Genomic DNA, 25,331 nt, shown 5'->3' with positions numbered 1-25,331 from the left:
TTCCATATGGCGAAGCGCTATTTCGAAGAAACGTTTGGTGGCCATGCTGGATTACTTTGATTAAAAGGAAAACATCCCGATAATTGCTCTGTTTGGTTGCTTTTCTTTCCATCCAACTGGAAAACCTCTCGTTAATTCAATCAATTTCGGTCAATCATCCACCAACCCGCAAATTTTGATGGAGGATTTCCTGTTAGCTTCCTTGAAAACGTTGTTGCAATCAAATTTGATGGAGGTTTTCCCGTTAAGTTAAAACAACGAGAACTCGCCGAAACCGAAGCGCACCTCCGCAGACATTGCACACCATAGCAGGAAAAAGCCGCGGCTCCCCGCAAGACGGGAACCGCGGCATTGCGCAACCAGTATCAATAATCGAAGCACTTCTTCAAGTCGTCCGGGCGGAACGGCAAAATGTCCGGCAGCGGCAATCGCTCGGCAACTGGCACAATGATCGGATGGTCTTTATGCGGCTCCGTCTGATACCAGTACGCCGTGCTCGAGTAGTCGTCGCTGCGGTGGTTGTTATGGCCGTGCTCGATCGTCACTTTGATGGAACGCTCGAACATGACGGGATCCTGGATATGGAAACGATAAGCGGAAATTTTCCCCGACCAGTTCGGACCGCCGCCCATCGTAATGCCGTGATACGGCGAATGGTATTCCTGCTGCGGGCACCAGGCCGTGTTGAAGTAGTCTTCCATGCCGGTGCCGTGCAGCGAAGGCGGCCACGGCTCGCCGTCGATGAAGATCATGTCGTCGCCTTCGCCGTACCAGTTCCATTCGCGCGTCATGCGCAAATTGTGAATGTTCAGGTTGCAGCCGACATAATGGCCTTTGCCTACGGCGTCGAGCAGCACATAGTTGCCTTCGCCGGTCGTGTTTTTGCCGCTGAATTCGAACAGGGCGTTGGACAAGTTTTCCTCGATCCCGTCCGTCAGCTCCCGCCGCCAAATGGCGTGGAACCGCAGCTCGCTGTCGATCGGTGCCGCATACTGCTCGTAATCGACGTAGAAATAAAATTTAATCGGCTTGTCGGCATCGGACTGCACTTCGATTCTGGCGTTTTTGCCGAACGGCATCGGGAAGAAGCAGTTGAGCGCTCTTCCGTCCTCCGGGCTCATCGCCAGCGGCGCGGAGCTGTAATTTTTCGTAACGCCGTGCCCGATCCCGAAAAAATCGCCGATCGGAGCCTGTACGCTCGGATTCGTCTCGCCGTCCCAATACATACGCAGCACGACTTTGCGGTGCAGGAAGTCCTCGAGCGAATCGTCGAGCGGCGCCATCGTCATCCAAATATGAGTGATGCAGCCGGAGCCCTCCACATTCATAATTTCAATCGTCTCGCCGGGGTAAAGCTTGCGGTAGTCGCGGTTGCCTCCCGTCGTGTCGTAGCTCGACACCCGCTTCCGCTTTCCTTGGCGTTCCCTGTACAAATCTCGCAGCGATGTTCCCAGCATCGTCTTCATCTCTCCTAATCCAATTTTGATTTGCGGCATTATTTAAATGCTTAGGCTGCACGAGAAAGGCGGAGCGGAGGATGGAAATGTGGGGCGGAGAGCGAAGCGTGCGCTTGACGTCGACTGTCATCCCCTTAGATTCCATTCATAGGAACACGAGTGTGGGCGAAGCCGGAGACCCACATTTCCAATCCGCAGCGCAGCCCCATTTTCTCGGACAGCTTGACAGGCATTATTTAATGCCGGTCATTTTAATTCCTTCAACCAAGTATTTCTGCATGAAGAAGAACAGCAGGAACGTCGGCAAGGCAGCAATGACAGCCGCCGCGAGCACGACATTCCACGGAGTGACGTAGCCGCCGCCGATCAGGTTGGCGAGCTGCAGCTGGATCACCCACATCTCTTCGCTCTGCGTATTAATCAGAGGCCAAATATACGAGTTCCAGTTGGCCAGGAAGAAGCCGATCGTAAGCGGAGCGATGATCGGCATCGACAGCGGCAGCGCCACGCGGAAAAACGTGCCGGCCAGCGACAGCCCTTCCATATAAGCCGCTTCCTCCAGCTCCTTCGGGAATTCGCGGTAAAACTGGCGGAACAGGAAAATGCCGTACGCATTGAAAATGGCCGGAATGATCAAGCCGCTGTAAGTGTTGATCATCCCGAAATTTTTCGAGATCAAGTACAGCGGCAGCATAATAACCGCGAACGGAATCATGAGCGTGCTGAGCATCCAGGAAAAAATCAAGTTTTTCCCGGGAAATTGAAACCGTGCCAGCGCATAGCCGGACATGGCGTGAAACAGCATGGCGACGACGGTTACGGTCGTGGACACGAAGACCGAATTCAAAATCGATCGGAGCAAATGCGTCGAGGCTATAGCTTGGACGAAATTGTCAAAGGCGAACTCCACCGGCAGCAGCTGGAGATCGAACACGTGGGTCTCCGAACGCAAGGAGCCGATGAGCAAAATATAGATCGGGAAAATCATGGCGAGCCCGACAATAACGGCGAACGCCGGCAATAAAAACCTTTTTAGAGTTATCATAGCAGCACCGCCTATTTGTTGGAAGAAACCAGTTTAAGCTGGATCATGGAAAACGCGAAAATGATCAGGAACAGCACAAACGCAAGCGCCGAGGAATATCCCATGTGAAGCATTTGGAACGCTTCTTTGTATATATAGAGCACGCTCACTTCCGTCGCATCGATCGGCCCTCCGTTCGTCATGACGATGATCTGGTCGAACACCTGGAACGAGGCGATAGTCGTTACGATCAGAATAAACGTATTGGTTTCGCGCAGCAAAGGAAACGTCAAGTACCGGAAGCTTTGGAACCGGGTCGCCCCGTCCATATGCGCCGCCTCGTAATAATCTTTCGGAATTTCCTTGATGGCGGATAAAAAGATCGTCATATTGTAGCCGAGATTGATCCAAAGGACCGTGAAGATGACGCAATAGATCGCTTGCGACGGCGAGCCGAGAAATTGCTGGCGGCCGATGCCGGCAAACGAAAGCAGCTGATTGATCAAGCCGCTTCGCGGATCGAGCAAAAACATCGCGATGATGGCGGCGATGACGGAAGTGATGGAGAACGGCAGCAAAAACATCGTTCTGACGATTCCTACCGTTTTGCCGCGCAGCGCGTTCACGATCACCGCGGACAGCAAGGCGAGACAAAACAGCAGCGGCACGTAGACGACGCTGTACATCAGCGTCCGCAAAACGGAATGCCACCATTTGGAGTCCGTCATTAGCGTGACATAGTTTTGAAATCCGACGAACACTTTCGGCGTCAGCGCGTTCCAATCGTGCAAGCTGACGTAGAAGGCGTACACGATCGGGATAAACACAAAGATCATGAGGCCCAAAATATTCGGAAGCAAGAACCCGTAGGCCGTAACCCTCTCTTGCATAACGCGTGCGCTTTTGCGTGTGGGAGTCACTCCAAACCCTCCTCAAGTAAAACTCCTGGCGAGAAAAAGGGAGAAACGTCTTGCAGCAACACGGCGCAAGCCGTTCCCCCCATTACCGTCTGCTCTATTTCGTCTTGCTCAAAATGTCGGTAAGCTTCGCATCGATCGTTTTCGCAGCGTCGGCCCCTGACATTTTGCCGTACATGACGTACTGCATCGCATCGCCGACGGCGTCAAGCACTTCCGACGGGTAGCGCGGCTCCGGAATCGCGGAGTTGTAAATTTCGTCCGTGAACACTTTACGCAGGCCTTTCGAGTAAATGTCTTTGCCTTTCTCGACGACGGATTTGCGCGGCGAGTAAGCAAACTTCACTTCCGTGCCCCATTTCAGGGCGTGGCTCGTATCGGACGAGCCGAACGCCCACATGACGAACTTCGCCGCTTCGTCCGCGTTTTTGCTTTGGCCGTTGACGGCCATTTTCCAGCCGCCTGCGTCGGTAGCCGCCTTGCCGCCAGCAGGAATCGGCAGCGGAGCGAGACCGATCGGCACGTCCTTATATTTGTCTTCGATTTGGTTGATCGCCCACGTGCCGCAAATTTGCATCGCAGCCGTTTTGTTGCCGAGGTTGCCGATTTCCCAAGGGCCGAGCTGCAGTTTTTTCGGCGACAGTCCTTCCTGGAAGAAGCTGCCCCAGAAATCGAGCGCTTTCGCCGTCTCCGGCGTGTTGAACGTCGACTTGGTGCCGTCCGCGTTCAGGACGTTGCCGCCTTGCTGCCACAGGAACGGGTACCAAATAAAGTTGAAATAGGCGCCTTTGTCCGGAGGAATGATGAGGCCGGCCACTTTGTCCGTCGTCAGCTTCTTGGCGGCGGCATGCAGCTCGTCCCACGTTTTCGGCACCTGCACGCCAGCTTTGTCCAGCATGTCTTTGTTGTAGTAAAGACCGAGCAGTTCGAGCTCGAACGGAAGCGCCAATACTTGATTGTTATACGTCACCGCATCTAGCGATGCCGGGAGGAAGTCGGACTTCACTTCAGGCGTAAAATACGGTGTCAAATCTTTCATCAGGCCCGCTTTGGCAAACTTCATGAATTCGCCCGGGCTGATCATGTAAATATCCGGACCGTTGCCGCTCGCAAAGCCGGTAGGCAGCTTCGTGGACTGATAGTCGTCCTGCTTGAACGCCGTATATTCGATCTGCACTTTGTCTTGCGTTTTGTTGTACTCGTCGACGAGATCTTTGAAAAATTTGCTTTCGGCGTCGGAGTGCATATCCCAGAACGTCAGCTTGACTTTGCCCGTCTTGGCGGGTGCCGCCGCCTGGCTGCCTTGGCTGTCCTTGCCGCCTTGAGTCCCGCCCGCCGCGTTGCCTGCCGCCGGAGCCGAAGAACTGCAGCCTTGCAGCACCAGCATGGAGCTGATGGCAGCCAGCGCGGTCATTTTCCATCTGAGCTTCATGTCTTGTATCCCCTTTCATTTGTTGTATCTTGAGTATAAGCCGGGGATACGGGGCTACATAACGAGAAATCCTTTAGGTGGGTGCACTATTTTTGGATTTTGGACAAGAAGTCCGCAATGTTCTCATCCGCCCAGCGCGCGATCTGCTCGCCGCTGGCGTTGCTGTACAGCAAGCTTTGCAGCGACTGGGAGAAAATCCGGTTCAAGCTTTCGGGAAACTGCGGCTCCATCCGCTCGGTGCCGTAAATGTCGTCGGTAAAGACGGAACGGAGACCGCGCCGGTAATAGTTTGCGCCCGCTTCCATGACCGATTTGCGGGGCGAGTACGCGAATTTCACGTCGCTGCACCATTTGAGCGGAATGGCGGTATCGCCGGCGAACGCCCACATAATGAATTTGACCGCTTCGTCGGTATGCTCGCTGCGGCTGTTGACGGCAATTTTCCAACCGCCCGCAATCGTGAGCGGTTTTGCTCCGGGCGGAGTCGGGAGCGGCACGACGCCGATCGGCTGTTCGGCGTACTCTGTCTCGAGCATGCGGATGTTCCACGTTCCGCTCACCTGCATCGCCGTTTCTCCCGCCGCCAAAATGCCGATATCCGTCGCCGGCCGCGAAGGCTGCATATTGATGAGCCCTTGATCGACCATGCTGCGGAAAAACGTATACATCGCCGCGCCCTTGCCGCCTGCCAGCCCGGACGATTTGCCGTCCTCCGACAGCAGGTCGGCCCCCGTCTGCCACAGGAACGGCAGCCAAGAGTAGTTCTGGTACACGCCGCTGAACGTTTCGATCGTCAGGCCGCTCACTTTGGGCGTTTTCAGCTCTTTCGCCGCCGCCATCATGTCGTCCCACGTGGCCGGTGGCGGCAGCTGATGGCGCTGAAACATCTGCTTGTTATAAAACAAGCCGAGCAGCTCCGTTTCGATCGGAATCGCATAAATGTTGTTGTACAGCGTAACCGAACTGAGCGCGGACGGATAAAAATCGTTTTTCATTTCCGGCGTGAAATAGTCCGTGAGCGGCAGTAGCATGTGGACGTCGGCAAGCCGCTTGATCATCGGCGACGAGACGAAAAAGATGTCCGGCCCTTGCCCTGACGCGAACGACGCCAGCAGCCTGTTGCTCGTAAAATAATCGTCGCTCGACACGTACTCGACCTTGATTTCCACGTTCGGGTGCAGCTTCTCGTACTGCTGCGCCAGCGACTGCCAAAATTCGAATTCCTTGGCCTGATGAAACGACCATAGCCGCAGCACGGTTTTATGAACCCCTGCCTCGCCCGGCGCCGCGCCGGAAACGTTCAGCAGCTTGTCCAGGCCGGGGTCGGCCGGCTGCCGCGCATCTCCGCAAGCCGCAAGCAGGCACGCCGCGGCGGCAAGCAGCAAGAGCATTTTCATGATGAAGGTGCTGAGCGGCGTTATCCGTTTCATGTCATTCTTCCTCCCGGAAAAAGAATTGCCGGTATTCGGCAGGAGTGACGCCCATTTTTTTCTTGAACAGGCGGGAAAAATATTTCACTTCCTGATAGCCGACCATTTGCGCGATTTCGTACAGCCGGAGCTGCGACTCCATCATGAGCGTCTTCGCTTTGTCCATGCGCAGCTGGGTCAAATATTCGACGAACGAGCTGCCGGTCTCCAGCTTGAAATAGGAGCTGAAGTAGCTCGGGTTCATATTCACGTGGCGCGCCGTATCTTCCAGAGAAATGTCGCGCGCATAGTTCGCCTGAATGTACGCCGTCGCCTTCTCGATCGTGCGGTTTTGCCGCTGCGTCCGGTTCCATTCGAGAGCGGCCGTGCATGCCTCGATCAAGCCCGACATGAAATCGACGTATTCCTCGAGGCTGAAATCCCGGTCGAACAAGTCGAACGGGCGCGCGAACTGCTTGACGACCAGCTCGTACATGCGCTGCTCGTAAACGACGCGGATGACGGAGGAGACGAGCTGCAGGCAAAAGCGGCGGAACAAGCGGAACGATACGTTTTTTTGCTTGATCGTTGCCACGAACTTGGCCAAAACGCCGGCCGCATCGCCGCCCCGGCCGCCGCGGATCGCCATCGCCAGCTCCGCATCGAGCTCGATCGGGTAGCCTACTTCGATAATGTCCTCCATCTTCAAGTCGTCATAATCGCTCACCGTGCCGCAGCCGTAAATCCATTTGTTTTGCAGGGCGATGCGCGCATGCCGCAGCTTTTCGGGCAATTGCAAATACGTGCCGGTTTCGTCGCTGACGCCGACGGAGACGGATATTTTGAGCCAGCGGAGAGCCTCGTCGATGCACCGCTTGGCCAGCTGCCGGGCGTCCGGAACGCCCACGGCAAGGAAAAACAGCTGCGCGCCGTTCGCGAACAAAAACTGCGAGCCCGCCGCCGCTGCGATGACGTCCTGCACGACGTTGCGCACGGCGAACAGGACGAGCTGCCGGTCCCCCCATTGGTCTTCGCTGACCAGATCGTCGATGAGATCCACTTCCACAGCCATGATCCGCAGCCGGGAAACGCCGGCCGGGAACAGGGCGCTGAGCGGCTTTGGCGGCTCATTCTCGTTCTCGATATCCAGCAGCCAATCTTTCCACAGCTTGGAATAGTTCGCCCGCGCCGCTCCTGCCTCGGATTCCGCCGGAAGCGGCTGACGCTGCTCCTTGACTTTGCGCAGCACGTTCCGTATGTCCTCGGGCTTCAGCGGCTTCAGCAAATAATCGAAAGCGCCGTACCGAACCGCCGTTTGCGCGTACTCGAAATAGCCGTAGCCGGACAAGATGACGACATGAACGGGGTATTCCTTAAGCGCGCTGAGCAGATCGAGGCCGTTCATGTGCGGCATCCGGATGTCCGTGATGACCAGATCGGGCAGTTCTTTTTTCACCGCCTCGAGCGCTTCGTACCCGTTCTTCGCTTCCCCGATGACGGTCCAGTCGCCGTCCAGCTTCGGGATCAGATTCGTCAGCCCTCTGCGGACTTTCGGTTCGTCATCCACCACGATAACTTTGTACATGCCCATCTCCCCCGATCTTCGTTAGCGAATATACGGCAGCACAATGGTGACAGTCGTGCCTTCGCCGTGAACCGAATGAATGGCGACGCCATAGCCGGGCCCGTATTCCATCTTCAGCCGCTCGTCCAAATTGTAGATGCCGATTCCGTGGCTGCGCCGCTCTTTAATGAGCTGCAGCTTGTGCTCGGGAATGCCGCTGCCGTTATCCTGCACGATCACGATCAGCTTCCTGTCGTCCCCGCTCCCCTCGCTGCGGACCGTTATCCGGATGACGCCCCCTGCCTCGAGGTCTTCCATCCCGTGAATGATCGAGTTTTCCAAATACGGCTGGAGCAGGAGACGCGGCACCTTGAGATCCGTTTCTTTAATCTGCACGTCGAACACGACCTCGAACTTTTCTTCGAAGCGCATTTCCTGCAAATAGGCGTAATTGCGCGCCCACTTCAGCTCTTCTTCGATGGTGGCCAGCTGCTGCCCCGGCTTGATCGCGTAGCGCATAATATCGCTGAGCGACGTAATCATGGCGCTGATCTGCGGCTGGTCGTTCTCGATAGCCATCCAGTTGACGGCGTCCAGCGTGTTGTATACGAAATGCGGATTGATTTGCGCCTGCAGCGCCCGAATTTCCGCCTCTTTCTCTTTGTTCGAAATGTGGCGCACTTCCTTGATCAGATCGGTAATCCGGCCCCGCATGCTGTTAAACGCGGAATGGAGCACGCCGATTTCATCCGAAGAAGGGGCGAGCGGCGCCAGCTCCAGATTGTCTTTATGAATTTGCTTCATCGCCAGCGCCATTTGGCGGATCGGCTTGGTGATGTAATAGGACGACAGAGCCGCCAGCAAAATGAACAAAGCCGCAAAAGCGACGGCCGTCGCCGCCAGAAACCGCTTTAAATCGTTCGTTTGCGCGTTCAAATCGGCTTCCGGCACGAACGAAACATAGTACCAGCCGTTATAGTCCGACCGGAGAAACCCGATCCGGTACCGGCTGCCGTTCATGTCCGCGGTAAAAATACCGCCTTCCCGCTTATCGATTTGCGCAAAGAACGGATATTGCGCCAAGTTGATGCTGTAGGCGTCGGGATTCCGGGTCCAGATCAAATTGCCTTGCGGATCGCTAATGAGCAGCACGCTGTGCGGGCTGACCTGCACGCCCCCGACGATTTTGTCCAGAGCGTCGATTTTGACGTTGACGAGCAGCGTTCCGAGCGTCTGCAGCGATTCGAACACGTTCTTGAGCTGCATGCCGACGGCAAAATAATGCGACGGCTTCGAGTTGTACTGATTCGGCGGAAGCTCGTAGGTCGGCAGCCAGACGGCTCGTCCGACGGCAAGGTTAATAAAGCGCTCCCACATCGGATGCGCGCGGTACTGCTCGACAAATAACGCCGAGCCTTTAAAATCGCCGAAATACGTATGCGTCGGAGTGAACAAATATATCGATTCCAGATCGTCCTTGCCTCTCAGAAAGTCGCGAAGATACCGGTTGACCGAATCGTCGGCCGCCGTCCCTTTCCCGTTCGAAGCCGCATCGTTCGAATCGCTGACGAGCCGGACGATGTCTTCGTGATCGTAAATGTCGTGGAGCTCGGATTCATATCCCATGAGCAGCTGGTTGACGTTCATCATCACAAGCGTCAGCACCTGCAGCCCTTCCTTGTCGGTCCGCTGCGCCACAAGATCTTGCGAGCTGCGGTAAAACAGGATGCCGAACAGCATGAGCGGAAGCAAAATAAACAAGACGAGAATCATCATCATTTTGGCGCGCAAGTTCCAATTTTTCATAAACGCAGCATTCATGATCGTTTCCCCGCTTCGCTAGAACTGGAGAACTTCAGGCTGCCCGAGAAAGGCGGAGTGGAGGATGGGAATGTGGGGCGGAGAGCAACAAGTTTTGCGTAGCAAAACTCGCCTCGTAAACATCAGCCTTTCAACTCGTGTTCCCGCCATGTTTTCTATTTCATTGGAACACGAGTTCGAGGAAGCCGGAGACCCACATTCTTAGATCCGCAGCGGAGCCCCGCTTTGTTGGGCAGCCTGAGTTCAATTTACTATAACACAACGATGTCGAATGCCGGGGCAAAATGTGCATGGAAAAAGGTGCTTTCACCGCCAGGCGGAAAGCACCTTTTTGCTATGAAACGTCCTTCCTTCGTCACGCGTTTCGCAGCTGCCGCACCCGCTTCATGACGCTGTCCGCATCTTTGCCGAACAGGTCGCTCAGCCGCTTGTATTCGGCATACAGCTGCTCGTAAACGGCGACGTTCTCCGGAATCGGGCGCACGGTTTCGTCCTTCAGCCGCGCCATATGATCGGCCGCCTCCGCGAGCGAATCGTAGCCGCCAGCCTCTTTGCCGGCCACGACCGCGGCAAACATCGCCGCCCCGATGGCGGGCGTCAGCTCCGTATCGGACAGCTTGATTTCCATATTGTTGACATCGGCGTAAATTTGCATCAGCAGCTTGTTGCGCTTCGGCAAGCCGCCGCAAGCGTACAGCTCGCTTACTTCGATGCCGCCGCGGCGGAACGCCTCGACGATCGTGCGCGTGCCAAACGCCGTCGCTTCCAAGAGCGCCCGGTACATCTCTTCGGGCTTCGTGCTGAGCGTCATGCCCAGCATGACCCCGCTCAAATTGGCGTCCATGAGCGGCGAGCGGTTGCCGTTATGCCAGTCGAGCGCGAGCAGTCCGCTTTCGCCGGGCCGAAGCGCCGACGCCTTCTCCTCCAGCAGCTCGTGCACGGATACGCCGCGCTGCTTGGCTTCGTCCCGAATGTAAGCGGGAACGGATTCATCCACGAACCAGGCGAAAATGTCGCCGACCGCCGATTGGCCCGCTTCATACCCGAACATGCCCGGCACGATGCCGTCTTCCACGACGCCGCAAATGCCTTCGACTTCTTTCTCTTCCTCAGCCAGCAGCATGTGGCAAGTCGACGTGCCCATCACCATGACCATTTTGCCGGGGGAGACGACCCCGACGGCAGGCACGGCGGCATGCGCATCGATATTGCCGACGGCCACCGCGATTCCAGGCTTGAGCTTCATTTGCTCTGCCATTTGCGGCAACAGATTGCCCGCCCGGCTGCCTAATGGATAAATTTCCCCGCGCAGCTTCGTCGTATACAGATCTGCCAGCCCCGGATGCAGCTCCGCCAAAAACTCTTTGGACGGGTAGCCGCCGGTTTTGTGCCAGACCGATTTATAGCCGGCCGTGCAGCTGTTGCGCCGCACTTCTCCGGTCATCTGCGCGACGATCCAGTCGGCCGCCTCGACGAACAGATCCGCTGCGGCGTAAATGTCCGGATCCTCGTTCAATATTTGCAAGCTTTTGGCCAGCATCCATTCCGAGGACAGCTTGCCGCCGTACCGGTTCAGCCACGGTTCCCTGCGCTCTTCCGCCAAGCGGTTGATCGCCGTCGCTTCGTCCTGCGCCGCATGGTGCTTCCACAGCTTCACCCAGGCGTGGGGACGGCCATGCCATTCGTCTTTCAGGCAGAGCGGCCGCAGCTGCGAGTCGACGGGCAGCATCGTGCACGCCGTAAAATCGATCCCGATCCCGATCACCTGCGCCGGATCGATGCCGGCTTCCTGGACGACAGCGGGAACCGACGTGCGCAGCACCTCCACATAATCTTCCGGATGCTGCAGCGCCCAGTCTGGCTCCAGCTTCCGGCCGCCTGCGGGAAGCGCCTCGTCGATGACGCCGTGACGGTAGCGCGTCACATGCACGGCCTCCTCCCGCCCGGTGCGGATATCAACGAGCACGGCGCGTCCCGATTCGGTCCCGTAATCGATTCCTATCGTATATAGCTTTTTCGCCGCTTCAGGCATGGGATAACCTCCATCAGTTCAAGCAAAATTAGCGGTACAGCGGTCCAAAGTTCGCACAAGCGCGGTAATCGGCTCCAACCGGCTCCAGAACGCCGAACGCGGTCCATGCGCTCGGACGGAACACCCGCTCCTCGGACACGTTGTGCATGCACACCGGTATGCGCAGCATGGAGGCGAGCGTAATGAGCCGATCGCCGATATGGCCGTAGCTGAGCGCAGCATGGTTGGAACCCCAGTTGTTCATAACGGAATATACATCCTTGAAAGCGCCTTGCCCCGTCAAATTCGGCACGAACCACGTCGTCGGCCAAGTCGGGTTGGAACGCTCATCCAGCTTGGCGTGAACGTCGTCCGGAAGTTCGACCGTATAGCCTTCGGCCAGCTGCAGCACGGGGCCGAGACCTTTGATCAGGTTGATTCTGGCCATCGTGACAGGCATACCCTCGCGCGTCGTAAAGTCGGTGGAGTAGCCGCCGCCGCGGAAGAAGTCGACGGCCGGACACCACTGCGTCGCCTCCAGGCACGCTTTCACTTCATCGTCTGTAATTTCCCAGAACGGCTTCATGGCCGGCTGCCCGTTCTTCGTTTGTCTGCCAGTGCCGTCCAAAGCGGCCGGGCCGGAGTTGATCAAATGGATTATGCCGTTTGCCGCGCGGCCTGCCAATTCATGGCCGGTGACGCGCTTCACCGCATCGGGGCTCCAATACGTGCGAACGTCGGCAAAAATTTGCGCCGCATCGGTAAGCAAATGGCCCAGCAGCATCGTAATGCCGTTCAACGTATCATTTTCCGTAGCCAGCATGAACGGCTCGCGAATGCCGTTCCAGTCGAACGAGCTGGTCAGGATCGCCTCCATGAAATCGCCGTTCGGGAAATGATCCGTCCACGCCCGCTGGCCTTGGAAGCCAGCAGCGAGCGCGTTGCGGCCGAGCGCCTCTTCGCCGTAGCCCATCTCGGCCAGCTTCGGGTTGCCGATCATCATGTCGCGGGCGATCAGCGTCATTTTCACGACGGTTTCCCAGTCCTGCTCCTTCTGCTCGTCGGTCCGCTTCAGATTCGGAGGATTGACGTCGCGCCCGGGACGGCAGTTCTCCTTCGTCCATTTCAGCGCCTTCTCATACTCGTCGTGATCGTAGATGCCGCGCTCCATGCGGCGGATGAATTCGCTCATATCGACATACTCGTTGCGCATGCCGAGATAGTCCTGGAAGAACGTTTCGTCGACGATACAACCGGCGATCCCCATCGATACCGAGCCCATCGACAAATACGATTTGCCGCGTATCGTCGCTACGGCCAAGCCGGCTTTGGCGAATTGCAGCAGCTTCGCCTGCACGTCTTCGGGAATGGAGCCGTCGCCCATATCCTGCACGTCTTTGCCGTAAATGCTGAACGCGGGCAGCCCTTTCTGGTTGTGGGCGGCGAGGGCGGCAGCCAAATAAACGGCTCCCGGCCGCTCGGTGCCGTTAAAACCCCAGATCGCCTTCGGCCGGTGCGGATCGGTATCCATCGTTTCCGTCGGGTAGCACCAGGACGGCGTAACGGTAATCGTCACACCTACCCCCGCGCGGGCGAACTTCTCCTCCGCCTGAGCGGCTTCGGCGACGCCGCCGATGCACGTGTCGGCGACGACGCATTCGACGTCAAGCCCGTTCGAATGCTTCAAGTTCTCGCTAAGGAAAGCGGCTACCGTCTTCGCCATATTCATCGTGACGTCTTCCAGCGATTCGCGGATGCCGCCTCTTCTGCCGTCGATGACCGGACGGATGCCGATTTTGGGCATCGAGCCTTGCAAGCGGTTGCCGATTTGATAACGTTCCATGAACGTTCACTCCTGTCAAGTGTAGTAGTAAGTATAGGTAAAAGCTATTCGCCGGAAGAACCGACGATGCCTTTCCTGACAATGACGTTGGCGTACAGCGCGCCTTCGCCGGTAGCGACGACGGCGTAAGCGTTTTTGCATTTGTCGTAAAAGGCGCCCGCTCCAGCTCTTGCATCTGGTGCCGCTCGCCTTCGCGCCGGCGCACGATGTCCCGGTATTCGTCCCAAATAATTGGAACAGCCGGGTCGTCGGGGTCAACCCGCATCACGGTGACGGGCGCTTGCACAAGCGGATCGAGCGGAAAAAAGCGAAGCAGAGCATCCAAAAGCGCCGGCACGCCGTGGCCGTCAGCCCGCACGAGCCGTCTGGCGCAGCTTGCCGCAGGAAAATTGCCATCGCCGAGCACAAGCTCGTCGCCATGCCCCATCTCCATCATAATTTTCAGCAGCTCCGGGGAGAGCACGCTCGGGATTCCCTTCAGCATATCGGCGCCTCTTTTCTGGTGGGGGAGTAAAGTGGTGTGGGAAGTACCTAGAAGATGGTATCGTACGTTCGTGTGTAATCGATTACGTAATCGTTTACACATTTATTGTAGAACTGATCGCTCGCGTGTGTCAACAGTAATTTTGCCTAGATGCCGCTGTTCGGCAGAGTTCGCTCGGGGCTCGGACATTCCGATTCTCCGGAGTAACCGGCTTGCGTATTCATTTATTTGCTCGGGTGCTTAACATCCATCGCGGATTCGCTGTGGCGTTCGCTGGCGCGGATCATGACATTTTCGCCGAAGGAGCGGTCTATGACATTTTCCGCTTCTCGAGCGATGCCGCAAGACTGATCAACAAAGTTTGTACACACGCTTTAATCTACGGTTCGCAGAACAAACATCGCATCATCGACGATCATATGATCAAGCGAGTCATCCAGGGAGAATTATCGTGATTCTCCCTTTCTCTTCGTAACGAGCGAGCAGCTTGTCTGTCACCTTCAGGACAACTTACGCCGTCAACTGATGGACATTATGCATTGGCAGTAACAATAAAGTAATTTGAATATCAAGTTAGCTACGCTGCTAAACCTTTGTGGTCAGATCGCCGTAGGTGATGGTATCGGTGGAGATATATGCATGATTTTGACCGTATGGATGGTGGAGACCAAGTGTCCCGTCTAAATTCGCATGTGAACAGTGTGGAGGAGAGATGTACCCGGAGTATGATAAAGGAGTGCATGGGTACGAATACAGTGTTTCGGATTTCCTCCAAACTCAAAAGGACCGCCAGGGCAAACTTCCCTGACGGTTTTTCTTATCATGACCTACGCAGTTCAAGTCAGTAACTGGAAATTAGTCTTCAGTCCGTCAGCATCACGCCATGTTGCCGAAAGACGGTTTTCCCGCAAGCTCGTAATTGATTTCCTGATCAATCTTATCTTTCCGGAAGATAAGTCAGAACAACGACACCTGAACCGAATGTCTTTGTTTCCGCCAGTTTCAGCACTTTCTTATCGATCCCTTCGCCAAAGAGACGTTTTCCGTTTCCAACCACAACTGGGAAAACCATGAGCCGATATTCGTCGATGAGGTCAAGCTGCATCAGCGTTTGAACGAGCGCGCAGCTGCCAAATACCAAGATATCCTTGCCAGGCTGCCGCTTCAGCTTGGATATTTCCTCCGTGATATTGCCCTTGATCAGCGATGAATTGTTCCATTCCACTTTTTCCAGGGTTGTTGAAACCACGTACTTGGGGTAACCGTTCATCATCCGGCCATATTCCCCTTCTTGCTCGATCATATTAGGCCAGGCCGCTGCAAATTCAACATACGTTTCGCGTCCAAGCAGAAGAGCGTCGCTTGCTTTCAGTTCATCGAACTTGAATTGCTTTGTTTCCTTACTACGGAATTGGACCGTCCACTGTGGCTTCTCCATGACGCCATCCAGCGATACAAACTCAGATACAACTACTTTTCTCATTTTCATTCTCCTTTAGTTTTTTTCAATACTATCCGTCTGTCTGATTGAACGTTAGCGCGTGTAGTGCTGACATGTACCAGGTATTGTCAACGGACGCAATAAACAAGCCCAGCATCAGTCCCACGAAGATAAGTCCCAAATTATTTTTCTTTATTTTCGCGACTTGGTTACTCCTTCCGCAGTTGCATTTTTCGTTGTTCACGAACTATATTTTAGCATGAGACATGTGAACAGATTTCTCAAGGATTGCTATTCCCGAAAAAAGTTTGGATACGATACTTAAACATTTTTTTCTTTTTGAATATCAAGTTAGCACCGCTACTAAACCTTTGCGGTCAGATCGCCGTAGGTGATGGTATCGGTAGAGATATAAGCAGTTAGCAAACGGTTAAACATCTGACCTCCAAACTGCCGACGATTGGTTCGAAAGCAGAATTCATTCAAATAGGATTGCAGATGCTTGGAATCTAATCCGTGAAATGTGCGCCAATAAAGGTTTTGGCGTTGGAAATCATCGTATGCAGCCACTTCAAGTGATCAGGATTATCCTTTACATTGAACTTGATTGGTTGGTGGTCAAGTGTCATCACTTCTTGTTGAGCCATGTCAACCTCCCGAACATTCGTTTGTATTTAGTATATCAAACGTTCGTGTTGGAAGGATTTGCTGAGGCAACTTGATATACAAATAAAGCAATAGACCGGAACTCCTTATTTTTCAAGGAATTCCGGTCATTGCATCAAAATATTCAACGCACGGCGGGGGAACAAAGAGTCAACCCCTCGGAGCATACAGCAGCACATAAATCAGCAGGTCGAAGAATTCGTATTCCGGCCCGTCGTTGATATCGTATAAATCAAGCGGCTTGGTTGCGATCATAAAATCCGCAAAGTTGGCGATATACAGGTTGAACAGCCAAAAGAATATGCTTAGCGAGATTGGGAAGCGTTTGGGCAAAAAGAAGATCAGGGTATATATGAAAACACTTGCAATGATGATGAACCATTCGTTAGCGTCAAACCGGTGCGGAAAATTCATCGTAAATTTCCTTCTCTGCGCAGCAGATTACGATACAAATGAGCGAAGGCCAGCGTTGCGATCAACCTCGAAAATTCGTCTGCCAACATCATTCCCTGGTGCCACCGGACATAAGTCGTCAGCCCAAGCGCATGAAGGGCATACTTCGCTCCCGACGCCAAAATGAACCACCAGGCAATCATCATCGTTTTTTGATACGCGCTTAAGCTGCGATTAAACCAGCTGAACAGAGCCCATACGAATAAACTGGGGATCAAGATGACCTCAGTTAAAATAATAATGGACATGATAATCAGATTTTTATCAAAATAAATCAGGTGCCAAAGCAGTGCGATGACATAATACCAATGCTCGGATACGGCTCCAAACATCAGCCAGTTGACGACGATTTCGGCGGGATGCAGGACGGTCCGGGCATATCGCAGCGAAAACAGCAACAGCGCGCAAATCAGGATGACGAAGATCAGGATGGCGATCAGCACAATTGCACATCAATCCATTCGGGCATTAACTTTGTGTTTTTTATACTATGTGCCAAAAATACGCCATTTCATACCCGTTGCTTGAAGTCGAGCCCATTATTTATGGCAGGGTTCTCCGCGCTGACTGTAACGGCAAGTTTTTGGGCCATCCTCTTGCGTGAGGCCCTTACTTAATCTCGCTTTCATGCAGCGCGGCGTTGCAAACAAAATAGCGATGGATCGGCTCCACCGCTGTGCTTACGCTTTTGCTTACTTTAATATTCTCCTTTAATTACAAAAAACGAGCCTCGAATTGTTCCAGCCAGTTTAGACTTCTGTCTGGCAAATTTAAACTTCTCTTCTAACTCCTTTGGTACCTCCATCCCCTCCGAAAGCTTAAAACCAACGGCCCGCTTCTTAGGGTCGTCGACCGTATACAAGACGTTGACCGCTAGTCCATCTTCATAAAAGACGAAGGCCCAATCGATATTTTCCACTTGAAAACGCGACGTTTCCAGCGGTTTTGCCGCAAACTCAATATCACGTTCTTCTTTCAAAATTCGGTTCACATAATCAATGGTCTCTTGGCTTTCGCTGGCTGGTACAACAGTAAATTCATGCTGGTATTTGTTCATGAAGTAACGGGCTTCATTAGCGCGTAAACCAGCAAGCGCATCTGCTACAGGTGAAGACTCTAAACCGACCGTAGATACATTTTTAAAATCAACGGTATAGGACATTTCCTTCCCTCCTAATATTCTTTATTCCCAAACAACAGCAATCCGCATTTCATCAAAAAATTTTTTGCCCAACCATATTTTGCGCCGTTGAAGGCTTGGTCATTTGAAATTCCGGCTTGTACGAATTGATTATAGGACACCTTTTGGTGTCCTGTCAACAATGTTTTTAACCATCTCATGAAAACGGTCAGTCAGCTAATTGTGCCAATGCCAATTAGTTCGCTGACTACACACAAAAAATGCCTCGGCACAATAATGCCGAAGCTTTGACGTTCTCAAACTGAACGTATGCGTTCCGCCAGCAATCGCCTCATGCAAAAAGCGCCCGGCCGCACAAAACAGAGCAGCCGCGGCGCTTTGCCTAGTTGAACGCTTCGGAAATTACGATACTAGAAAAAAACTTCCCCTGTCCATCTTCCCGATTTTGGCGCTGTAACCTCTCAGTATCGTTGCAGTCCGCTCATTCAACGGTACTTTCCAGTTATTGAGGAGCGCTAGAGTCTGAGAAAGTCACGTTATTGCTCTATGCCTTCGTCTTCTTCGCTTCGGCCTCGAACCGGTGTGCTGCGGCATTTTTCACGCGGCGGAGCGTGCCGTCCGGCTGCTCCTCCAGCGTGTACAAGCCGAACGTGGCCATGTTGTCGCGCAGCGGCAGCCCGTTCGTACGGTACGGCCAATCTGCCATATCGAAAAAGGGAAACCACGTTACGCCGTACAGATCGACGCCTTCCTCAAGCAGCTCGCGGCTAGCCCTTGCGACCTCCTCCAGCCAGGCGACGCGCTCGTCGACCGAGCCGTTGTAGCTTGTCTCGGTAATGAACACCGGCTTGCCGTAACGCCGATAAATGTCTCTCGCGATATCTTTCATATCTTCGACCGTGCCCGGTACCGGCTCCGGGATTTTATCTTCCTCCACGACTTGCCGGTCGATGACGTTGACGGAAAACTGCGGGTAGTAATTAATGCCCACCCAATCGAGCTCGATCCGATTCGCCGCGTACCAGCGCAAGTCCGGCTCGCCGATATGGCGGTCGAGCATCCATTCGTACAGCGTGTGCCCGTGCCCGACTCGCCCTTGCACGAGCTCCCACATGGCGTAGCGCAGCTCGTTCCAGAACCGGGCTTGGTCCGCGAACGAAGGGTCCGCCGGCACATACTTTTTGGACGCCTCTACGTGCACCATGACGGCTTCCGGCTGCAGCTGTTTCAATGCCCGCACCGTCAGCACGATTCCTTTGCACAGCTGGTTCAGGACTAACGCAAAACCCAGTTGCCCTTTCAAATAAGGCGGCCACTTCCCGCTCCAGCCGCACCACTCCGCATTCACCCACGGTTCGTTCAGCGGCGTGTAAAATCGGGCGACGTGGCGGTACCGTTCCGCAAATGCAGCGGCATACCTGGCGACCAGCTCGGGATAGCGGGCGTTCATAAACTCGTTCTTCAGCCACAGCGGCGTGCCGTAATGCATCAGGTCGACGATCGGCACAAGCTCCCTGTGCTCGGCGAAATACGCCATCACTTGATCCGTCCAATTCCAGTCGTATACGCCGTCAGCCGGCTCCACCCTGTACCACGGGATGCCGTAGCGGATCATGGAAGCGCCGGATGCCCGGACGCGGTCCAGATCTTCCCGCCAGAAGCGGTAATGCTGCGTCAGCTCGAATTCGTCGAGCGGCCTTTCGCCGCGTGCGGTTTGGCCGATGAACGTGTCCTCGATGCCGACGGCCCAGATCAAGCCGTTTTGTTTGTTTTGCTGCATGCATGGTTTCTCCTCTCGCCTTCCTACTCCTTCAAGCCTGTAAACGCGACGCCCTGCACGAAATATTTTTGGGCCGACAAGAATGCCGCAACGAGCGGCGCGGTCGCGATGGCAGCGCCAGCGGTCAGGATGCCGTACTCCACAACATGCTGTCCCATGAACAAGGCCAGCCCTGCGGGGAGAGTTCTCATTTCCTGCGAATTCGTGATGATGAGCGGCCACAGCAGGTCGTTCCAATTGTACATCAGGTGAAATACCGCCAAGCTTGCTACCGCCGGCTTCGCCAGCGGCAGGACGATTTGCCAATACAGCCGGAACTCCGAGCAGCCGTCGATTCTTGCGGCCTCATCCAGCTCTTTCGGCAGCCCGACGAAAAATTGCCGCAGCATAAATATCCCGAACGCATTCGTCGCCCTCGGCACGATCAGCGCCGCATACGTATCGATCCAGCCCCAGTCGTTCAACATGATGAAAAGCGGAATCATCGTTACCTGCACCGGAATCATGAGCGCGATCAAGACGAGCACGAACAGCGCATGCTTTCCCGGAAAGGCTAGCCTGGCGAAAGCATAAGCGGCCATCGAGTCAAACGCCAGCGAAATAAGCGTGACGCCGCACGCAAACACGACGCTATTTTTAAAGAACAGCAAAAAAGGGATGCGCTTCCATACTTGCACGTAAGCATCAAGCGTCCAGTCCGACGGAAACAGCGCCGGGGGAAAGCGAACGATTTCGCCTTCCGGCTTGAGCGACGTCAGCACCATCCATATGAAAGGAAAGGCGATCGCCGCCGCCGCGGCAAGAAGCAGCGCATACTGGGCGGCGCGCCATACGGATAATCTCATGTCAGCGCCCTCCTAATCCGTTTCATTGAAGCGGAACAGCCTGAGCTGCAGCAAAGTAATTAAAAACACGACAACGAACAGCACCCAGGCGATGGCGGACGCATAGCCCATGTCCAGCAGCTCGAACCCGTGGTGATAAATGTAGTAGACGACGGTTTCCGTGCTGTTCAGCGGTCCTCCGCGAGTCATGACATACACTTGATCGAAAACCTGGAACGAAGCGATGACCGAAATAATGACGACGAACAGCAGCGTCTGGCGCAAAGCCGGCAAGGTGACGGACCAGAACCGCTGCAGCGCGCCCGCTCCGTCGATTTTCGCCGCTTCGTACAGCGACGCGGAAATGGACTGCAGGCCGGCGAGGAGGATGACCATGTTGAACCCGACATTTTTCCAGATCGCCACCGCTATGACGGCCGGCATCGCCCAAGTTGTGCTGCGCAGCCAGGCGCTTGCGGGAAATCCGGCGGCTTTAAGCCAATACGACAGCAGGCCGATGTCGGGATCGAGCAAAAAGCTCCAAATGATGGAGATGATCGCGAAAGACGAAATGACCGGCAAAAAATAAATCGCTTTGAATGCGCTCATGCCCTTCAGCGGCTCGTTCGCGAGAAGCGCCAACGCGAGCGACAGCACGATGCCGACAGGCACGGAACCGGCCGTAAAATAAACCGTTCTGACGACTGCGTTCCAGAAACGTTCGTCATGGACCAGTTTGACGTAGTTGGCAAGTCCGGCGTAAGCGTGATTCGCATCGAGCAGGCTCCAACGGTGGAAGCTTAGCCAGAACAAATCGGCAATCGGCCAAAAGACGAAGAGCGCCAAAATCGACATGGACGGCAGCAGAAACCAAAACGCCGCCCGTTTCTGCCTGTTCATCACCGACGTTCGTTTGCGAGCGATGTTCATGATAGCCTCCTCAAGGCCGGATCGCCGGACCCGGCCCCATCGGTTGTAGGTCCGAGCTTAATTTTTCCCTTGCAAAATATCGTTCAATTTCTTGTCGGCATCCTTGAGGGCAGCATCGACGGAAGCTTTTTTGTTCGTGATCGCCTGAATCGCGGGTACGATGACATCGCTGTCGATTTTGTCGTACTGCTCAAGTCCGGGCAAATAATACTTCGCATCGTTCGCGACGTCGGCGAACTTCGGCACGAACGGATTTTGCTTCAGCTTCGGATCGTCGCCGAGGTCGGTGCGAACCGGCGGGAAGCCGGTTTGGCCGGACAGCTGCGCCTGCGCGTCTTTGCTCACCCAGAACTTCATAAATTCGTAGACGGCGTCTTTGTTTTTCGTATTTTTGCCGGCGACGAGCGCGACTGTGCTGGCCAGCGTCACTTTTCCTGCGGGGCCGGCCGGAATCGGCGCCACGTCGTAGTTGAGCCCCGCTTGCGTGTAGCCTCCGGTCGCCCACGGACCGTTCATCTCCATCGCCGCTTTGCCGGATTGGAACAGCTTATCCGCCTCGGCGCCGGTCAGGTTCGTCGGCGAAACGCCGCCGGCGATGACGAGGTCGGACCATGTTTTGATCGCTTCCTGCGTTTTGGGATCGGTCATCCTGCTCGATTTGTTGTCGTCCGAGACGAAATTGCCGCCGTTCCCCCAGACGAGAATCGGCCACATCGGAATCGTCGCATGATCGGCGAGGGCGATGCCGTACTGCTTGTCGCTGCCGTTCGTTTTCGTCGTTTTCCGGATCGCGTCCATCCACTCGTCCCACGTGCTCGGCGGTTTGTTCGGGTCAAGGCCCGCCGCCTTGAACAGGTCTTTGTTGTAGTAAAGCAGCAGCGTCGCATTGTTGGCAGGCACGGCATAAAACTTGTTGTTGTATTTCATCGCGGACACGAGCGATTTGGGCAATACGTTCTGGTCGACTCCGTTGCTGTAAAGATCGTCCAGAGGAAGGATCAGGTTCGATTTGGCGTACTTCGTAATCAGGGACGAATCGAAGGCCGCCAGGTCCGGGCCTTGGCCGGTCGCCAGCGACGTCGGCAGCTTGGCGAGCAGCGAATCCCACGGCGAAATGTCAATCGTCACTTTCATGTTCGGATGGGTGTCGTTGAATTGCTTGACGAGATTTTCGTAGCCGGGCCGGTCGGGTCCGGTGAAGCCGTTCCAAAAAGTGAGCGTTACCGCTTTGCCGGAGCTATCCTGCTTGCCCCCGCTCTGTTCCTGGGCCGCAGACTGTTTCGCGGAGTCCTGGCCGGCTGTTTGCGCCGGCGCCGCCGGCTTGCCGCCGCCGCACGCCGATGCTAACGCGGATGCGGCTAGCAACGTTACCGTAGTCGTTGCCCAACGTTTTGCGCTTGTTTTCATGTTCGTTTGCGCCTCCCATTTTTAAATCGATTTAAATTTATGTTAAAAAAATTTTAACCGCTGCCGGCGCCGCACGATTCGCGGACAACCAAATGCGTCGACACGACGCTCTGTTTCTCTGTCACTTCCTGGTTGTTCAGATGGGCAAGCAGCTTCTCCGCCGCCATTCGGCCGATTTGCCGCATCGGCTGGTGAATCGTCGTCAGCATTGGGCTCACGACAGTAGCCATGTCGATGTCGTCGAAGCCGACAACGGAGACGTCTTGCGGCACGCGCACCTGCATATCCTTCAGACGCTTTAAGGCGCCGATGGCCATCAAGTCGTTGCCGGCGAACACGGCATCGAACGCGGTTTGCCTGTGTGCTAGCTCGGCAATTGCATCATACCCTGCTTGCCGGGAGAAGTCTTTCTCGATGACGAGCGGCGCTTCGTACAATATTTTGTGGTCCAGCAGCGCTTGCTTGTAGCCTTCCAGACGGTCGATGCCTTCCTGATGATCGAGCGGTCCGGAAATGTGAACGATTCGTTTGCGCCCGAGCCGGATCAGGTGCTCGGTCGCCTGGTAGGCGCCGCCGTAATCGTCCCGTTCCACCGTCAGCACCTCGTCGTGATGCCATTTGCCCAAGTAGACGACCGGGAAGCCGGATTCGACCATGCGCAAAATATTTTTGTCCTTAATGGACGCGGAAGACAAAATGATGCCGTCCACGCGGCGATTGCGCAAAATTTTGTCGTAGGCTGCGGACTCTTCTTTTTCCGAAGGGGTGGTGGAGAGCATGAGATTGTAGTTGTTGTCGTCCAGCACCTCGGTGATGCCTTCCAGCAGCTGCGAAAAGTACGGATGGGAAAAAACGTGATGCGACGTATTCGGAATAATGAACGCGATCGTTTCGGTGCTTTTCGCTCTTAGACTGCGCCCGATCTCGTTCGGAATATAGTTGAGTCGCTGCGCCGCCTCCTCGACCAGTCTGCGGGTTTTCTCGTTGACCCTGGCATCCCCGGATAATGCGAGCGATACCGTTGCCGGAGAGACGCCGGCGATTTTGGCTACGTCTTTGATTGTGACATTACCGTGGCTCATTTTCATACCTCGAAGTTGTTGTGGCGTTTGGTGGTTGATTTTCGCGCCGAGCTATTTTTTAAATCGTTTTAAATTTTCTGTTTCCAGAATAAACCGCTTTCATATTGTTGTCAATACTTTTTCATGCTGCCTTGGGAAAAGGTGCTGTCGCAAAATTGCAAGATTGGCACGATGAAGAGTTCCTTACCGAAGCTTCCCTCCTGCCAAAATGCTGCTGTAATTGCTTTGTGGGCAACTGTAGAGGCACTTTGCCGCGAGTTGCTTGCTGTAATTGCCTCAAAAGCAACTGCAGGTGCATCCTATGCTGCCTCCCTACAAAATTGCGGCTGCAATTGCTTTGCGAGCAACCATGGAGGCATCTCACCGCGAAGCTGCCTCCGTATTGCCTCAAAAGCAACTGCAGGAACGGTGCACAAGAAAGAGGCTATCGCCAAGTCAGAAATCCCTACTTTGGCAATAGCCTCTCCTTTTACTGCATATTGCGAACCACCGATGACCGCCCTATTACGTTCGCGATCATTCCCTCCCCCAACGAGGATAAAACTGCTATTACCGCGGCCACCGTCGTTCCGGCGGAAGCAGCGCGGGGAACGCCACATGCGGCTCGGCCTGATACCAATACGCCACGGAAGACACGTCGTCGGTTCGCTCGAACAAGGCACGGCTGTTGTGGCCGATCTGCTGAATTGTGACCCGCAGCTCGTTCTCGAACCGGATCGGGTCCATCAAATGCCAGCGGTAGAGGCCGTGCATCGGTACGCTGTCCTCACCGAAATGATCGGCTCGGGTCGTATCCGTCTTCGAATAATACGGATAGCCGAGAAAGGGGGTACTGTACGGCGTCTCCACGACTTTGCCGTCGCGCTTCTCATAAAAGCACCACGCTCCGCCGAAGTAGTCCTCGGTCCCGGTGCCGCAAATGGTCGGCCATTCCTCGTCTCCGTCCATAAAAAACTTGATTTCGCCTTCGCCCCACCAATACCGCTCCAGTGCTGCCCATGCCATGTACGTACCGACGTAGTGGCCTTTCCCTTTCACCCCGTCAAGAATCGTATAGTCCTTAGCTTCCGTCGTGATGTTTTCCCTGCGCCACTGAGCATGGAAATACGCCGCTTCCGCAGGCAGCTCGTCGACGAGCGTGTAGTTGAACTGATAGAAGAAGCCGGGGATGTCGGCGGCGTGCTGGTTTTCGATCGTGACTTTCGCCGCACGGCGGAACGGCATCGGGAAGTAGCAGTTCATCCCTCCTGTCGGATTGACGACGATCGGCAGCGAACCCACGTTGCAGCGCGCGCCGAACCCGTTGCAGAAAAAGTCGCCGAGCGGCACTTCGACCGAAGGCTCGGACTCGTCGTCCCAATACATCCGCAGCACGAGATCGCGCAGCACGAAATACCCTTTGTCGGTGCGGTCCGTCACCGTTATCCAGAAATGCTGCAGCACCCCGGTCGCTTTGACGTCCATCAACGTCACTGTCTGCCCTTGCGGCAGCGTAATGCCAGGGTCGGCCTTTGCGGGCCACTCCCAAATTGCTCGCTTCCTTGCCTCGGTGCGGTCCGTCACCGTTATCCAGAAATGCTGCAGCACCCCGGTCGCTTTGACGTCCATCAACGTCACTGTCTGCCCTTGCGGCAGCGTAATGCCA

Annotated in this window: 20 protein-coding genes and 2 pseudogenes; 1 reads left to right on the top strand and 21 read right to left on the bottom strand. The window is 55.0% G+C overall.

Annotated features, from left to right (window positions below; genetic code table 11):
* Positions 1-365: 365 nt before the first annotated feature.
* The 10 genes and pseudogenes from SD70_RS26405 to SD70_RS35370 form a co-directional block, all read right to left on the bottom strand.
* Entirely contained in the window at positions 366-1,457 is a 1,092-nt protein-coding gene (locus tag SD70_RS26405; RefSeq protein ID WP_156158206.1) for a glycoside hydrolase family 172 protein, read from the bottom strand.
* Between the two features lie 232 nt (positions 1,458-1,689).
* Positions 1,690-2,502 (bottom strand): carbohydrate ABC transporter permease, encoded by an 813-nt coding sequence (locus SD70_RS26400; RefSeq protein ID WP_041051186.1) that lies wholly within the window; start codon positions 2,500-2,502, stop codon positions 1,690-1,692.
* 11 nt (positions 2,503-2,513) lie between these two features.
* Positions 2,514-3,401, bottom strand: coding sequence for a carbohydrate ABC transporter permease (locus tag SD70_RS26395; RefSeq protein WP_197081197.1), 888 nt, complete (start codon positions 3,399-3,401; stop codon positions 2,514-2,516).
* Positions 3,402-3,495: 94 nt separating this feature from the next.
* Positions 3,496-4,830, bottom strand: a complete 1,335-nt coding sequence (locus SD70_RS26390; RefSeq protein ID WP_041051185.1) for an ABC transporter substrate-binding protein — start codon at positions 4,828-4,830, stop codon at positions 3,496-3,498.
* An 86-nt stretch (positions 4,831-4,916) separates the two neighbouring features.
* Entirely contained in the window at positions 4,917-6,260 is a 1,344-nt protein-coding gene (locus tag SD70_RS26385; protein ID WP_041051183.1) for an ABC transporter substrate-binding protein, read from the bottom strand.
* A gap of 1 nt (position 6,261) precedes the next feature.
* Entirely contained in the window at positions 6,262-7,824 is a 1,563-nt protein-coding gene (locus tag SD70_RS26380; RefSeq protein WP_041051182.1) for a response regulator transcription factor, read from the bottom strand.
* A gap of 21 nt (positions 7,825-7,845) precedes the next feature.
* Positions 7,846-9,624: a cache domain-containing sensor histidine kinase gene (locus SD70_RS26375; RefSeq protein ID WP_041051180.1), complete on the bottom strand. Its 1,779-nt coding sequence runs from the start codon at positions 9,622-9,624 to the stop codon at positions 7,846-7,848.
* A 355-nt stretch (positions 9,625-9,979) separates the two neighbouring features.
* Positions 9,980-11,656: a ribulokinase gene (locus SD70_RS26370; protein WP_041051178.1), complete on the bottom strand. Its 1,677-nt coding sequence runs from the start codon at positions 11,654-11,656 to the stop codon at positions 9,980-9,982.
* A gap of 28 nt (positions 11,657-11,684) precedes the next feature.
* Positions 11,685-13,478 (bottom strand): L-fucose isomerase, encoded by a 1,794-nt coding sequence (locus SD70_RS26365; RefSeq protein ID WP_041051176.1) that lies wholly within the window; start codon positions 13,476-13,478, stop codon positions 11,685-11,687.
* Between the two features lie 44 nt (positions 13,479-13,522).
* Positions 13,523-13,962, bottom strand: a pseudogene (locus SD70_RS35370) (RbsD/FucU family protein).
* A gap of 212 nt (positions 13,963-14,174) precedes the next feature.
* On the opposite strand from SD70_RS35370, the gene SD70_RS26355 reads away from it, so the two are divergent.
* A complete protein-coding gene (locus SD70_RS26355) occupies positions 14,175-14,417 on the top strand; it encodes a hypothetical protein (protein ID WP_052487906.1) in 243 nt (80 codons plus the stop codon).
* Between the two features lie 482 nt (positions 14,418-14,899).
* On the opposite strand, the gene SD70_RS26350 is transcribed toward SD70_RS26355, so the two are convergent.
* The 11 genes and pseudogenes from SD70_RS26350 to SD70_RS26305 form a co-directional block, all read right to left on the bottom strand.
* Positions 14,900-15,445, bottom strand: coding sequence for a dihydrofolate reductase family protein (locus tag SD70_RS26350; protein WP_041051172.1), 546 nt, complete (start codon positions 15,443-15,445; stop codon positions 14,900-14,902).
* Between the two features lie 321 nt (positions 15,446-15,766).
* A pseudogene (locus SD70_RS36420) lies at positions 15,767-16,023 on the bottom strand (transposase); the annotation flags it as partial.
* 196 nt (positions 16,024-16,219) lie between these two features.
* On the bottom strand, positions 16,220-16,483 hold the full coding sequence (locus SD70_RS26345) for a hypothetical protein (RefSeq protein ID WP_041051199.1): 264 nt from the start codon (positions 16,481-16,483) through the stop codon (positions 16,220-16,222).
* Complete coding sequence (locus tag SD70_RS26340) at positions 16,480-16,965, bottom strand: hypothetical protein (protein WP_041051171.1); 486 nt, start codon at positions 16,963-16,965, stop codon at positions 16,480-16,482. The genes SD70_RS26345 and SD70_RS26340 overlap by 4 nt, the downstream gene beginning before the upstream one ends.
* 254 nt (positions 16,966-17,219) lie before the next feature.
* Positions 17,220-17,684: a hypothetical protein gene (locus tag SD70_RS26335; protein WP_041051170.1), complete on the bottom strand. Its 465-nt coding sequence runs from the start codon at positions 17,682-17,684 to the stop codon at positions 17,220-17,222.
* A 523-nt stretch (positions 17,685-18,207) separates the two neighbouring features.
* A complete protein-coding gene (locus tag SD70_RS26330; RefSeq protein WP_052487905.1) occupies positions 18,208-19,443 on the bottom strand; it encodes a family 1 glycosylhydrolase in 1,236 nt (411 codons plus the stop codon).
* 23 nt (positions 19,444-19,466) lie between these two features.
* Complete coding sequence (locus SD70_RS26325; protein WP_041051168.1) at positions 19,467-20,288, bottom strand: carbohydrate ABC transporter permease; 822 nt, start codon at positions 20,286-20,288, stop codon at positions 19,467-19,469.
* A 12-nt stretch (positions 20,289-20,300) separates the two neighbouring features.
* A complete protein-coding gene (locus tag SD70_RS26320; RefSeq protein WP_041051167.1) occupies positions 20,301-21,197 on the bottom strand; it encodes a carbohydrate ABC transporter permease in 897 nt (298 codons plus the stop codon).
* Positions 21,198-21,254: 57 nt separating this feature from the next.
* Complete coding sequence (locus tag SD70_RS34005) at positions 21,255-22,604, bottom strand: ABC transporter substrate-binding protein (protein WP_052487904.1); 1,350 nt, start codon at positions 22,602-22,604, stop codon at positions 21,255-21,257.
* Positions 22,605-22,657: 53 nt separating this feature from the next.
* Positions 22,658-23,686 carry a LacI family DNA-binding transcriptional regulator gene (locus tag SD70_RS26310; RefSeq protein ID WP_041051165.1) on the bottom strand — a complete coding sequence of 343 codons (1,029 nt, stop codon included), beginning with the start codon at positions 23,684-23,686 and terminating at the stop codon, positions 22,658-22,660.
* A gap of 549 nt (positions 23,687-24,235) precedes the next feature.
* Positions 24,236-25,331, bottom strand: a 1,096-nt coding sequence (locus SD70_RS26305) for a glycoside hydrolase family 172 protein (protein WP_052487903.1), incomplete at its 5' end; no start/stop codon positions are given.

The organism is Gordoniibacillus kamchatkensis (assembly GCF_000829455.1).
GTDB lineage: Bacteria > Bacillota > Bacilli > Paenibacillales > NBRC-103111 > Gordoniibacillus > Gordoniibacillus kamchatkensis.
This window is presented reverse-complemented; position numbering and strand designations above follow the sequence as displayed.

Bases quoted from the DNA above. Each gene is read 5' to 3' on its own strand.
- SD70_RS26405 (WP_156158206.1), bottom strand. From the start codon at position 1,457: ATGCTGGGAACATCGCTGCGAGATTTGTACAGGGAACGCCAAGGAAAG.
- SD70_RS26400 (WP_041051186.1), bottom strand. From the start codon at position 2,502: ATGATAACTCTAAAAAGGTTTTTATTGCCGGCGTTCGCCGTTATTGTC.
- SD70_RS26390 (WP_041051185.1), bottom strand. From the start codon at position 4,830: ATGAAGCTCAGATGGAAAATGACCGCGCTGGCTGCCATCAGCTCCATG.
- SD70_RS26385 (WP_041051183.1), bottom strand. From the start codon at position 6,260: ATGAAACGGATAACGCCGCTCAGCACCTTCATCATGAAAATGCTCTTG.
- SD70_RS26380 (WP_041051182.1), bottom strand. From the start codon at position 7,824: ATGTACAAAGTTATCGTGGTGGATGACGAACCGAAAGTCCGCAGAGGG.
- SD70_RS26375 (WP_041051180.1), bottom strand. From the start codon at position 9,624: ATGAATGCTGCGTTTATGAAAAATTGGAACTTGCGCGCCAAAATGATG.
- SD70_RS26370 (WP_041051178.1), bottom strand. From the start codon at position 11,656: ATGCCTGAAGCGGCGAAAAAGCTATATACGATAGGAATCGATTACGGG.
- SD70_RS26365 (WP_041051176.1), bottom strand. From the start codon at position 13,478: ATGGAACGTTATCAAATCGGCAACCGCTTGCAAGGCTCGATGCCCAAA.
- SD70_RS26350 (WP_041051172.1), bottom strand. From the start codon at position 15,445: ATGAGAAAAGTAGTTGTATCTGAGTTTGTATCGCTGGATGGCGTCATG.
- SD70_RS26345 (WP_041051199.1), bottom strand. From the start codon at position 16,483: ATGAATTTTCCGCACCGGTTTGACGCTAACGAATGGTTCATCATCATT.
- SD70_RS26335 (WP_041051170.1), bottom strand. From the start codon at position 17,684: ATGTCCTATACCGTTGATTTTAAAAATGTATCTACGGTCGGTTTAGAG.
- SD70_RS26330 (WP_052487905.1), bottom strand. From the start codon at position 19,443: ATGCAGCAAAACAAACAAAACGGCTTGATCTGGGCCGTCGGCATCGAG.
- SD70_RS26325 (WP_041051168.1), bottom strand. From the start codon at position 20,288: ATGAGATTATCCGTATGGCGCGCCGCCCAGTATGCGCTGCTTCTTGCC.
- SD70_RS26320 (WP_041051167.1), bottom strand. From the start codon at position 21,197: ATGAACATCGCTCGCAAACGAACGTCGGTGATGAACAGGCAGAAACGG.
- SD70_RS34005 (WP_052487904.1), bottom strand. From the start codon at position 22,604: ATGAAAACAAGCGCAAAACGTTGGGCAACGACTACGGTAACGTTGCTA.
- SD70_RS26310 (WP_041051165.1), bottom strand. From the start codon at position 23,686: ATGAGCCACGGTAATGTCACAATCAAAGACGTAGCCAAAATCGCCGGC.